Annotated in this window: 9 protein-coding genes; 6 read left to right on the forward strand and 3 right to left on the reverse strand. The window is 54.9% G+C overall.

Going from position 1 to position 12,216, the window contains the following annotated elements:
* Positions 1 to 161: 161 nt before the first annotated feature.
* A complete protein-coding gene (gene mrcB, locus GA565_RS21490; protein ID WP_152200694.1) occupies positions 162 to 2,795 on the reverse strand; it encodes a bifunctional glycosyl transferase/transpeptidase in 2,634 nt (877 codons plus the stop codon).
* 184 nt (positions 2,796 to 2,979) lie between these two features.
* Complete coding sequence (gene hrpB / locus GA565_RS21495) at positions 2,980 to 5,418, reverse strand: ATP-dependent helicase HrpB (RefSeq protein ID WP_152200696.1); 2,439 nt, start codon at positions 5,416 to 5,418, stop codon at positions 2,980 to 2,982.
* A 138-nt stretch (positions 5,419 to 5,556) separates the two neighbouring features.
* Between hrpB and thpR the strand changes: the two genes are divergently transcribed.
* The 6 genes from thpR to folK all read left to right on the forward strand — a co-directional run bounded on the left by thpR (position 5,557) and on the right by folK (position 10,520).
* Entirely contained in the window at positions 5,557 to 6,105 is a 549-nt protein-coding gene (thpR, locus tag GA565_RS21500; RefSeq protein ID WP_152200697.1) for an RNA 2',3'-cyclic phosphodiesterase, read from the forward strand.
* A gap of 16 nt (positions 6,106 to 6,121) precedes the next feature.
* Positions 6,122 to 6,832 carry a DNA/RNA nuclease SfsA gene (gene sfsA / locus GA565_RS21505; protein WP_152200699.1) on the forward strand — a complete coding sequence of 237 codons (711 nt, stop codon included), beginning with the start codon at positions 6,122 to 6,124 and terminating at the stop codon, positions 6,830 to 6,832.
* 184 nt (positions 6,833 to 7,016) lie between these two features.
* A complete protein-coding gene (dksA, locus tag GA565_RS21510) occupies positions 7,017 to 7,472 on the forward strand; it encodes an RNA polymerase-binding protein DksA (RefSeq protein ID WP_055775014.1) in 456 nt (151 codons plus the stop codon).
* A 74-nt stretch (positions 7,473 to 7,546) separates the two neighbouring features.
* Positions 7,547 to 8,425: a tRNA glutamyl-Q(34) synthetase GluQRS gene (gluQRS, locus tag GA565_RS21515; protein ID WP_152200701.1), complete on the forward strand. Its 879-nt coding sequence runs from the start codon at positions 7,547 to 7,549 to the stop codon at positions 8,423 to 8,425.
* Between the two features lie 296 nt (positions 8,426 to 8,721).
* On the forward strand, positions 8,722 to 10,044 hold the full coding sequence (pcnB, locus tag GA565_RS21520; protein ID WP_370518116.1) for a polynucleotide adenylyltransferase PcnB: 1,323 nt from the start codon (positions 8,722 to 8,724) through the stop codon (positions 10,042 to 10,044).
* The gene (gene folK, locus GA565_RS21525) at positions 10,041 to 10,520 is read left to right on the forward strand and encodes a 2-amino-4-hydroxy-6-hydroxymethyldihydropteridine diphosphokinase (RefSeq protein WP_152200702.1); all 480 of its coding nucleotides are present in this window, start codon (positions 10,041 to 10,043) and stop codon (positions 10,518 to 10,520) included. Before pcnB ends, folK begins: the two co-directional genes overlap by 4 nt.
* Positions 10,521 to 10,527: 7 nt before the next feature.
* Here the strand turns inward: folK and GA565_RS21530 are convergent, their stop codons facing one another.
* A complete protein-coding gene (locus GA565_RS21530) occupies positions 10,528 to 12,132 on the reverse strand; it encodes a glucan biosynthesis protein (protein ID WP_152200704.1) in 1,605 nt (534 codons plus the stop codon).
* Positions 12,133 to 12,216 lie beyond the last annotated feature (84 nt).

Genomic DNA, 12,216 nt, shown 5'->3' on the forward strand with positions numbered 1-12,216 from the left:
AGGTAACCATGCATTGTTTATGGTCAATTAACCGGTAGAAAGCTGATGAATAAAGGGCTGCGCGGAGGGGAGGAAAAATAAAAAAAAAGCGCGATATCAATCGCGCTTTGTTTATTGGGCATTTGCCACAATGGATAAGGTCTAAAATAGCCGTGTCAGGCCTATTTGGAGCCGAACATGTCTTTTATCCATCCTGCTACACCGTTACTGTCCTTTTTCTCGTCCTGAGGCTGCTGCTGCGGCTGACCCTGTTGCTGTGGCTGCTGCTGCGGATGCTGCTGCTGGAAAAGTTGCTGCTGCTGTTGCTGCTGTTGATAGGCAGCCGCCTGTGAAGCCTGGCACAGCTTTTGGGCATCGTCGGTCCACACAGGAATAGTGCGCAGGCCACCGCCGGTCAGTAATCCTCCTCCGTTATTACAGATGAAGTTACCGCTGTCATCAATATTCATCATGCTGACATCATCTGGCACCTGAAGGTCGAGCGGCATCGGGGTAATATTGCCCAGATAGCGGCTGTACAGCGCCAATGCACCGGTTGAACCCCACAGTTTAGAAGGCCCGTTGTTATCGCGCCCTACCCAGGTGATCGCCACTTGGTTACCGTCGATACCCGCAAACCAGCTGTCGCGCAGTTCGTTCGACGTCCCGGTTTTAGCTGCCAGATGCAGTTTAGGGTATTTCACTGCCAGCGCGCGCGAAGTGCCTTCAGAAACCACCTGCTGCATCGCGTAGAGTGTCAGATAAGCGGCCTCTGACGGCACCACGCGCTCTGCCTGCGGATAACTCTGATAAAGCACCGTGCCGTCTTCACCAATCACCGAACGCACTGCCGACAGCGGCGCCTTGTTACCGCCGCTGGCGATAGTCTGATACTCCTGCGCCACTTCCATCGGCGTGAGGGCGATGGCACCCAGCAGCATAGACGGCGTTTGATTTAACGACTCTTTAGGAATGCCCAAATTAATCAGCGTCTTGGTAATGTTATCAAGGCCGACGGCCATACCGAGATTCACCGTTGGCACGTTCATGGAACGGGCCAGGGCATCAACCAGCAGGACCTGACCGCGGAACTGATTATCGTCATTGTGCGGCGACCAGGTTTGTCCGTTCGACAGCTTAATAGACAGCGGCTGGTCGGACAGTACCGTGTTTAAACGGTATTTATTCGGGTCACTCAGCGCGGTCATGTAGGTCGCTGGCTTAGCCAGTGAACCGACCTGACGACGAGCCTGCATCGCACGGTTAAATCCGGCAAACTGTGTTTCGGCCCCGCCCACCATGGCACGCACTTCACCGGTGTAACGGTCAACAATCACCATTGCCGTTTCAATATCGTTGAAGCCGCTTTTCTTGCGTAGCAGAGGAATTCCCTCTTCTACTGCTTTTTCTGCGCCGTCCTGAGCAATCGGGTCCAGCGTGGTGAAAATTTTCACGCCAGACATCGAGGTGATTTTATCACCCAGTTTTTGCTGCAGCTCCTGACGAACCATCTGCATAAAGGCAGGCTGCGGAGAAATCACCCCACCTTTAGGCTGCACGCCCAGAGGACGCGCACTGAGCATGTCATACAGCTCCTGGTCGATAATGCCCTGCTGCTGCAGAAGGCGCAGCACAAGGTTGCGGCGTTCAAGCGCCAGCTTCGGGTTACGCCACGGGTTATACAATGACGCACCTTTAACCATGCCGACCAACAGCGCCTGCTGGTCAAGGCTCAGCTCGTCAACCGGACGACCGAAGTAGTAAAGGCTAGCCAGCGGGAAGCCGCGTATCTGATCCGAGCCACTCTGCCCTAAATAAACTTCGTTCAGGTAGAGTTCGAGAATACGGTCCTTGCTGTATCGGCCGTCCATCAGAATCGCCATGTAGGCTTCACGCGCTTTACGCCACAGCGTGCGCTGATTGGTCAGGAACAGGTTTTTAACCAGCTGCTGAGTTAGCGTACTCCCGCCTTGCACCGCGTGTCCGGCGGTAACGTTGGCGAGGAAAGCACGACCAATTGAATAAGGACTGATGCCGTCGTGCTCATAGAAATGACGGTCTTCGGTAGCAATCAGCGTCTGCACCAGCAGGTCCGGGAAGCCGGCGCGCGGCACAAACAGGCGCTGTTCACCGTTAGGCGACTGCAACATGGTTATCAAACGCGGATCGAGGCGGAAAATCCCGAAGTCACGGTTGTTATCCATGTTTTTGATTTCTGAAAGCTCATTGCCTTTGAAAATCAGGCGGGCATTAATCTGCCCCTCTTTGCCGTCCGGGAAGTCGAAAGGACGACGCAGCAGGTCGATATTGCCGGCTTTAACGCTGAATTCGCCCGGGCGCGTAATGCGCGTCACCTGACGATACTGCGTACCGACAAGCAGATTGATCATCTCTTTTTGGGTATAAGGCGAACCCGGCTCCAGCGTGACCATGCGGCCATACACGGCGGCAGGCAATTGCCAGACTTTACCGTCGATGCGTCCACGGATCTCGGAGTCGAGATAGACGCCGTAGGCCGCCATCAGTACGACGAAAATGATAAACAGCTTAATCAATAGACCAAGCCAGCGGCGTTTTTTACGCGGTTTTTTGCTGGTGGCTCCCTTGCCCGACTTGGCGGTCTTACGGGTCATGCGCGACTCCTGAGGTGCTGCATTGCGACTATCGTCATCATCTTCTTGCTCATCATCGCCCTGATAGACGTAGCGCGTGTCTTCGTCGTCGTCGCGACTGCGACGCGCAGGACGTCCGCGTTTAGGCTTGGGGGGTGACGGTTTGCCTTTTCGGCCAATCGGCTCGCGATCATCGCCAGACATACTTAATCTCCATCAGACCCGGCTTATAAAAAAATGCCGGATGCTATCTTTTACAATCATAAAAAACGGCAGTTATATGAAATAAACGCTTTAAAATAAGGGCTGTGTGAAACTGGCGCTTACTCTGTGCTCCGCCTTTCTCCTCGTATAGAAGAAAGGTCTGAAAATTTCCTGCGTAAATGAACTACGAATATTTTTTCGTCCTGCGCGTCGGCACGGCCTCGGCGGGATTGTCCGGCCACGGATGCTTAGGGTAGCGGCCTTTCATCTCTTTTTGAACCTCACGATAGGAGCCCTGCCAGAAGGCGGCCAAATCGCTGGTTATCTGCAACGGGCGATGCGCGGGTGACAGCAACTCCAGCACTACCGCCACGCGCCCCTCGGCAAGCATCGGACTACGCTGCTCGCCAAACATCTCCTGCAAACGCACCGAGAGCGTCGGGGGTTGGTCGCTATGATAGCGGATTGCCAGCCGGCTGCCAGTCGGAACGGTATAATGTGTGGGTAAATTCGCGTCAAGACTCTGGCGCTGGTTCCAGTTCATCAGACGCAGCAGCGCGTCGTTCAGGTCAATCTGCTGCAACGCCCGCAGGCTGCGAACGCCGTTTAATGACGGCAGCAGCCATTGTTCCAGCGAATCTAGCAGGCTCTGTTCATCCACCGCCGGCCATTCCCGTTCAGGGAGCCATTTTTCAGCACAGCCTAAACGCACTCGTAGCTGCTCTGCCTGCGGCGACCAGCTGAGAGCCTGCAGTCCCTGAGCGCGGACCCACTCAAGTAACGCCTGCTGCAAATCCTCATCGGCGGGTTTAGCCAGCGGCTGCGCTTTTAGCACCAGTCGCCCCACCTGCCAGCGACGCCAGGCGCGGAGCGTGCCTTTTTCTTCATCCCACTCCACGGCTGTTTGCTCTTTTACGGCGTGGGGCAGGCGCGTCGCAAGCTGGGTAGCATCCAAGGTGATCGCCAGCAGGATACGGGCGTCAGGGCTGTTGTTACCCTGCAGCAACTGTGGCGCAACCAGCCAGGCCGCGCGGCTCAGCGCGTCGTCCTGCGACAGCGAAGCGCCGAGTCCGTTAGCCAGAAGATAGCGGCCATCAAGACCGCGACGCTCGGCAATTCTGTCGCTAAACGCCTCGGCCAACAGCCAAGGTGCCAGCGAAACGTCAACCTGACCGCTGCTGCGCGACAAGCGTTGAACCAATTGGCGCGCACGGCGCTGCCAGTGAGGCTGTGGGCGACTCAGCCAATAATCGATATCCGGCTGTCCGCCGCGCGGGGGTTCTTCCATTATGGCCACCAGTAGAGCCGCGGTGGCCAGCGCGTCACTGCTCTGGCGTTCGGCCTGCACCAGCATCGCCGCCAAACGGGGTTCACAGCCCACCTGCGACATATTGCGGCCCAGCGCGGTCAGCTTGCCCTGAGCATCGACGGCGCCAAGTGACGTAAGCAGTCGCCGGGCAGCGTCAAGCGCCACCGCGGGCGGCGCGTCCAGCCAGATCAGTTGCGAAGCATCAAAGCATCCCCACTGCAAAAGCTCTAGCCATAAACCGCTCAAATCGCTATGTAATATTTCGGCTTCGCTTTGCAGCGTCGCGCGCTCGGCCTGTTCTTTACTGAACAAATGCCAGCACTGACCTTCTTCAAGTCGTCCTGCACGCCCTGCACGCTGGGTCATCGCCGCCTGACTGATGCGCTGCGTAATCAGTCGCGTCAATCCGGTGCGCAAATCAAACTGCGCGCTGCGCTCCAGCCCGCTGTCGACGACCAATCGAATGCCCTCAATGGTAAGACTGGTTTCGGCAATGTTAGTCGCGAGCACCACTTTACGGCGGCCAGCGGGCGAAGGCTGAATGGCTTTTTGCTGCTGTTCGAGCGAAAGCGCGCCATACAGCGGACAGAGGTCGACATCGTTGCCCAACCTGCCGGTAAGCAAATTTTGAGTACGCGTTATCTCCGCCACGCCGGGTAAAAACAGCAGCATCGAGCCGTGATTTTCAGCCATCAATCGGCTTACGATGCGCGCAACGCCCTCATCCAGGCGCTCGTGGCTGGCCAGCGGCAGATAATCACGCTCGACCGGAAAACTGCGCCCCTGTGAAATAATCACCGGCGCATCGGGCAATAAGGGTGAAAGTCTAGCGTTATCAAGCGTGGCCGACATAATAAGCAGACGCAAATCTTCCCGCAGCCCCTGCTGCACGTCGAGCAGCAGCGCAAGCGCCAGATCGGCCTGTAAACTGCGTTCGTGAAACTCGTCGAGGATCACCAGCGAATACTCAGCCAGCTCCGGGTCTTGCTGCACCATACGGGTCAAAATACCTTCGGTCACCACCTCAAGACGCGTCTCGGCGCTGATTTTGGACTCAGCCCGCATGCGATAGCCAACAGTTTGTCCCGGCTGTTCGCCCAGTTGCTGAGCCAACCGATAGGCCACGCTCTTAGCCGCCAGCCTGCGCGGTTCAAGCAGCAAAATTTTGCCGGAAAAAATGCCCGACGTGAGGATTTGCAACGGTAACCAGGTGGATTTCCCCGCGCCGGTGGGTGCATGCAACAACACCTGCGGCGCCTGTTGCAGCGCTGCAATAATTTGGTTCAGTACGGCACCCACGGGCAGTAAGGACACGGACTCTCCATGATAAATTCAAGATTAAGGCTCGGCATTGTAATAGAAAAAATTGTCGCCGGGCGGGATGAATTGTAGCATTCAGGCTCGCTGGCGGTATGTAGCCGCGCCCAGCGTTGTTACCTTAAAGGAAATTTAATGCCTGAATCACGCCGCCTGTTCTTTGCCCTTTCTCTGCCAATGGCGCTGCAAAAGCAGGTCATACGGTGGCGCGCGGACAATTTTGAACCGGAAGACGGACGTCCGGTTGCCGCCGCAAACCTGCACCTGACGCTGGCATTTCTGGGCGAGGTCAGTGACCAAAAAGCTGGCGTACTGCGCGAGATTGCCACGCGAATTCAGTCCCCCGCCTTCAGCCTGCGGCTCGACGACCTGGGTCATTGGCCGCGGCCCGGCGTCGTTTGGCTAGGAACCCGCCGCGCACCGCTCGCACTGCTGCAGCTGGCCTCGCTGCTGCGCTCACACGCGGCGCGCAACGGCTGTCATCAGTCTACGTTACCGTTTCATCCGCACGTGTCCTTGCTGCGCGGCGCAACGCGTCCCGTAGCCTTACCGGCGGCAACGCCGCAGTGGCAGCTCGACGCGACTGATTTTTCGCTCTACGAGTCCCGCTTTCATCAGGGACGCACGCGCTATCAATGTCTGCAAAGCTGGCCATTGCTCGCCACACCGCCGCCACCTTGTTAATCAGAGAGCCGATTTGATGCAATTCCTCCCGCCACTTCAACCGGCAACGCTTATCAAACGTTACAAACGTTTTCTCGCCGACGTGATAACGGCCGATGGCCGTGAATTAACGCTGCACTGCGCCAATACCGGTGCCATGACCGGCTGTGCAACGCCGGGTGATACCGTGTGGTATTCAACCTCGGATAATCTGAAAAGGAAGTACGCCCACAGTTGGGAATTATCCGAAACGCAGAGCGGACACTGGATTTGCGTTAACACACTGCGCGCCAATCAGGTGGTGCGGGAGGCGATTGAAAATGATCGCATTCCCGAATTATCTGGTTACAGTAAACTGACCGCCGAAGTGCGATACGGTGCTGAAAATAGCCGTATAGACTTGCTATTACAGGCAGATAATCGCCCCAACTGCTATATTGAAGTGAAATCTGTCACCTTGTTGCAACACGGCTGTGGATACTTTCCAGATGCGGTGACGCTGCGCGGCCAAAAGCATTTACGAGAGTTGCAGGCGATGGCAGAACAGGGTCAGCGAACGGTATTATTTTTCGCTGTATTGCATTCAGGCATTGAAACTGTGGCTCCGGCACACCATATTGATCCCCGCTACGCAGAATTATTGGCGCAGGTGCAGCAAAATGGAGTTGAAGTAGTCTGTTATGGTGCCGCTCTTTCGGCAGAGGGAATTCACCTCGCCAAACCGTTGCACCTCGTCTCTAAAAAATGATTGTAGATTTACTGAATTGAAGTCGTCAGCAGCTAAAACCATCGGGTGCGGATACGCTTTCCATCACATGCTTGTCAAGTGGCTGTGAGGAATAATTGCCAACCTCCCCGCCTTCTGGTATTTATAGCGGCCTGATTTTTTCCCCACGTTGGGGATCGATAGTGCGTTATGTAGGAGAAGCATCATGCAAGAAGGGAAAACCCGTAAAACCTCGTCCCTGAGCATTCTCGCCATCGCTGGGGTGGAGCCATATCAAGAGAAGCCAGGCGAAGAGTACATGAACGGCGCCCAGCTGGACCACTTCAAAAAAATTCTTGAAGCATGGCGCAATCAGCTCAGGGATGAAGTTGACCGTACCGTTACGCACATGCAGGAAGAAGCAGCCAACTTCCCTGACCCGGCAGACCGTGCCACTCAGGAAGAAGAGTTCAGCCTTGAACTGCGTAACCGCGATCGCGAACGTAAGCTGATTAAAAAAATTGAGAAAACGTTGAAAAAAGTGGAAGACGAGGATTTCGGTTACTGTGAATCCTGTGGCGTAGAGATTGGTATCCGCCGTCTTGAAGCTCGTCCTACCGCTGATCTTTGCATCGACTGTAAAACTCTGGCAGAAATCCGCGAAAAGCAGATGGCTGGCTAAGTTACGGGATCTCACGCGGTGCGGCATTACGATTATGATGCCCACCGCGCTCTCCTGAAAAAGAAGTCCCCGCTATGTCTACCTCTCCCTACATTGGTCGTTTTGCTCCCTCGCCCTCGGGTGACCTCCACTTTGGTTCTCTGATTGCCGCACTCGGCAGCTATTTGCACGCCCGTTCACTCGGCGGGAAGTGGCTAGTGCGCATTGATGACCTCGACCCGCCGCGTGAGGTGCCAGGCAGTGCCGGCAGAATATTGGCTTCGCTTGAGCAATACGGACTGGAGTGGGACGGCGACGTGGTGTGGCAGTCTCGACGTCACGAAGCTTATCGCGAAACGTTGGACTGGCTGCACCAGCAGGGTAAAAGCTATTACTGCACCTGCACGCGTCAGCGCATTTCACGGCTGGGCGGCACGTACGACGGCCACTGCCGCTGTGCCGGACAGGGTCCCGAGAATGCGTCCATACGTTTGCACCAAACGCTGCCAGTGGCGCGTTTTCACGATGAGCTGCAGGGCGAATTTATCGCCGATGCAGGCCTTGCCGAAGAAGATTTTATTATTCGTCGGCGCGACGGGCTGTTTGCCTATAACCTGGCCGTGGTCATTGACGACCATTTTCAAGGGGTGAACCACATCGTACGCGGCGCTGACCTGATTGCACCGACGGTTCGTCAGCTGTCGCTGTATCAGCATTTGGGGTTACCCGCGCCCAGTTACGTTCACTTACCGTTGGCCTGCAACGCCAACGGTGACAAATTATCGAAGCAAAACCATGCTCCTGCGTTGCCCACCGGCGATCCGCGACCAATAATTGTGCAAACCCTGATTTTTTTAGGACAATCTTTACCAGAAAGCTGGCAGGATTTAACTTTGCCTTTATTATTACGCTGGGCCGTAGCGCATTGGTCGTTGGAAAAAGTTCCACGCAAAGCCAGTGTGAGCTATGATTAGCCGCTGTTTTTAAGTTGCGCCATTTTTATCCGTCACTATCGAGGTGTACCATTTTTACCCGAGTAGCCAATTTTTGCCGTAAGGTGCTAGTTCGTGAAGATAAAATCATTCGTGAGGAGACGCCTGTTCACGAAGATAAAGGCCACCGCGATCCCGTCACTTCTTCTGAAGTTGAACACGTGAAGGCGCGCGCGCCTGAACCACGTGAAAGACGCAGTGCTCCTCGCCAGTCGCCGCGCACTCAACCAGCACAGCAAAAATCTGTGAGCAAACACAGCGACGCATCGTCCGATACCATGACGATTATTCCGCGTGAGCGCCACAATATTTCGCGCAGAGACATCAGTGACAATGCGCTGAAGGTGCTCTATCGCTTGAATAAATCCGGCTATGAAGCTTATCTGGTCGGCGGCGGTGTTCGTGACCTGCTGCTGGATAAAAAACCGAAGGACTTTGATATTACGACCAACGCTACGCCGGAGCAGGTGCGTAAACTGTTCCGCAACTGCCGTTTAGTGGGACGTCGCTTCCGTCTGGCCCACGTCATGTTTGGTCCAGAAATTATTGAAGTCGCCACCTTCCGTGGACACCACGAGCAGCTTGAGGAAACGGATGATAAAAATCTGTCTCAGCAGGCGCAAAATGGCATGCTGCTGCGCGACAACATCTTTGGTTCGATTGAGGAAGATGCTCAGCGCCGTGATTTCACCATCAACAGCATGTACTACGGAATTTCAGATTTCACGTTGCGTGACTTTACCGGTGGCCTGAAGGATCTGCAGGACGGCATTATCCGTCTGATTGGCGATCCTGAGACACGTTATCGCGAAGATCCGGTGCGCATGCTGCGCGCCGTGCGCTTTGCCGCAAAGCTGGAGATGACCATCAGTCCAGAAACCGCCGAGCCTATTCCACGCCTGGCGGCGCTGCTGCATGAAATTCCCCCGGCGCGTCTGTTTGAAGAATCGCTTAAACTGCTGCAGGCTGGCTACGGTTTCAGAACGGCCCAGCTGTTGCGTGAATATCAACTGTTCCAACCGCTGTTTCCACTCATTGCTCGTCAGTTTACCGAGCGTGGCGACAGTCCGATGGAGCGCATTCTGGATCAGGTGCTGAAAAACACCGACCATCGTTTGCACAATGACATGCGGGTTAATCCGGCGTTTTTGTTCGCCGCCATGCTCTGGTACCCGGTGATTGAGCATGCTCAAAAGCTGGCACAGGAAGGCGGTTTGACCTATTACGACGCGTTCTCGCTGGCGATGAACGACGTGCTGGACGAACAGTGCCGCTCATTGGCCATCCCGAAACGTATTACTACGCTGGTGCGTGATATCTGGGCGCTACAGTTGCGCCTCTCCCGTCGTCAGGGTAAACGTGCGCACAAGCTGATGGAGCATCCGAAATTCCGCGCCGCCTTTGATCTGCTGGCGCTGCGCGCTGAGGTTGAGCAACATCGTGAGCTGCAAAGCCTGACGCAGTGGTGGAGCGAGTTCCAGGAAGCGACCCCCGCTTCGCAAAAGAACATGCTTGGCACCTTGGGTGATGATGCAGCACCACGGCGCAACCGCACACGTCGTCCTCGCAAGCGCGCCCCTCGCGCGGGCAATAGTCAATGATTCGGGTTTACATTGCGCTTGGCAGTAATCTTGCCAAGCCGGTGGACCAGGTAAACTGTGCGCTGGAGGCTCTGGCGCATTTACCCCGTACCCGTTTGGTGCAAACCTCTTCGTTCTATCGCAGTAAACCCCTTGGTCCGCAGAACCAGCCAGACTTTCTCAATGCCGTCGTCGCGCTTGATACGCACCTGCCAGCACACGAGCTGCTCGACGGGACACAGTCGATCGAACAGAATCAGGGCCGGGTGCGCAAAGCAGAACGTTGGGGACCACGCACGCTGGACCTCGACATGCTGCTTTATGGCAATGAAATTATTACCAGCGAGCGCCTCACGGTGCCGCATTACGACATCAAGAACCGCGAGTTCATGCTTTATCCGCTGGCTGAAATCGCCCCTGATATCGTCTTCCCCGACGGCGAGACGCTGCTGGAGCTGCTAAAGCGCGTGCCGCTAAACGGGCTTACGCGCTGGTAATCGAGTGCTAAATCCCCTGCAACGGCCTCGGTGAAGAACGGAAGGGCAGATATTGGTACATCCAAGTCTCTGACAGCGTTTTATCGCCCTCTTTAAGAAAGAGCCTAAGCTCTACCGGCTCTTTACCCTCAACGTGTAGGTCAAATACGGCGCGCCAGTTGCCTTGTCCACCCGGTGCCTTTTCGACCTTAACACCTTCAATCGTGCCGCGTGATGCCCAGATAACGGCCTCGGGCTTAGCGTCGGCAGGCAGTACATCTAAAACCTCACCTCGGTATTCGACGATAAATTTACGCGCGTCAGGATCAGGATAAGCTCCAGGGTTACCGCCTCGACCCAGCCGCGTTGACCCACAGCGGGCCAACGGTGACGGATAAGGCTCATCAGCCAACCAGTGCAGCCGATAGCTAAATTGATGCTCGCTTCCGGCTTTCGCCTCCTGCTTTGGTACCCACATCGCGACAATGTTGTCGTAAATTTCGTCATCGGTCGGGATTTCAACCAGTTGCACAGCGCCTTCACCCCACTCACCTTTCGGTTCTATCCATAGGTCTGGACGTCGCTCATAGCCGACGGACCCTAGATAACTCTTGAAGTCGCGATCTTTTTGCAGCAGGCCAAAACCGCGTGGGTTGTTGTCGTCAAAAGCCGAGACCATCACCTGCAGCGGATTGTTCAGCGGCCGCCAAATATGCTCTCCCTTGCCGGTCCACATTGCCAAACCGTCGGAGTCATGCACTTCTGGCCGCCAGTCGGAAGCCGATCCTTTCGCCATTTTCGAAAACCAGAACATTGAAGTCTGCGGGGCAATACCCAATCGGCCAACGTCGCGGCGTAAAAACAGCGAACAATCAACGTCCATCACCACGCCTTTGGTGCGTTGCAATACAAACCGATAGGCGCCGCAAATACTTGGGCCGTCGAGTAGCGCGTAGACCACCAGCTGATTGCTATCTTCTTGCGGTGTCTCGAACCAGAAGTGCGTGAATTCGGGGAACTCTTCTTGGGTGTCGCCCAGCACGGTGTTAATCGCAATACCGCGCGCCGACAGTCCAAACTGTCCCTGCTCGCCTACGGCACGAAAATAAGAGGCACCAATAAATGACACCCAGTCTTTCTCCGAATTTTTTTTGAGGAGCTGCTGATTTTCCAAAATACGAAAGCCGCTAAAAACATTGCCTTTCAAATCTGGGGAAACGCCGTGGGCATTATCGGGGAACGTAAAATAATCAATGCTTTGAATAATCTCGCGTGTGCGTTTATTTTCAACTACCGACATTTTTACCGGCGTACGATGCAAACTATTCACGCTAAAAAAGGTGACGGGGAAGCGGCTAACGCCTGTATTGAAGAGTGCGTAATCAGGGTTGTAGATAATTTTTCGGTACACGTCGTAATTTATATTGGCTAGCGCACTTTCCGCCACCTGATCGGGCGCGTGATAGGGTTTTGCGGCACTTTCTTTTGCCTGCTGCACCAGCGCATCGTAAGAAAAGGGATGTTCAGACCCGAGTTTTAATCGCTGAGCGGCAAACACTTCAGGGGTAAAACCCAATGCGGCCAGCGCCATTGAGAATGAGGTATAAGTAAGCAAGTCACGTCGTGTAACCATAAACAGCACCAATCCATGATAATAAATAAATTCTTTTAAACCAGAAGGTTAAATAAAATTTATTTGGTGAGATATGCTGTCTAT

Source organism: Rouxiella sp. S1S-2 (assembly GCF_009208105.1).
GTDB lineage: Bacteria > Pseudomonadota > Gammaproteobacteria > Enterobacterales > Enterobacteriaceae > Rouxiella.

What these genes read in the sequence shown, in the direction of transcription:
- mrcB (WP_152200694.1), bottom strand. Translation starts at nt 2,795, where the DNA reads ATGTCTGGCGATGATCGCGAGCCGATTGGCCGAAAAGGCAAACCGTCA.
- thpR (WP_152200697.1), top strand. Translation starts at nt 5,557, where the DNA reads ATGCCTGAATCACGCCGCCTGTTCTTTGCCCTTTCTCTGCCAATGGCG.
- sfsA (WP_152200699.1), top strand. Translation starts at nt 6,122, where the DNA reads ATGCAATTCCTCCCGCCACTTCAACCGGCAACGCTTATCAAACGTTAC.
- dksA (WP_055775014.1), top strand. Translation starts at nt 7,017, where the DNA reads ATGCAAGAAGGGAAAACCCGTAAAACCTCGTCCCTGAGCATTCTCGCC.
- gluQRS (WP_152200701.1), top strand. Translation starts at nt 7,547, where the DNA reads ATGTCTACCTCTCCCTACATTGGTCGTTTTGCTCCCTCGCCCTCGGGT.
- pcnB (WP_370518116.1), top strand. Translation starts at nt 8,722, where the DNA reads ATGACGATTATTCCGCGTGAGCGCCACAATATTTCGCGCAGAGACATC.
- folK (WP_152200702.1), top strand. Translation starts at nt 10,041, where the DNA reads ATGATTCGGGTTTACATTGCGCTTGGCAGTAATCTTGCCAAGCCGGTG.
- GA565_RS21530 (WP_152200704.1), bottom strand. Translation starts at nt 12,132, where the DNA reads ATGGTTACACGACGTGACTTGCTTACTTATACCTCATTCTCAATGGCG.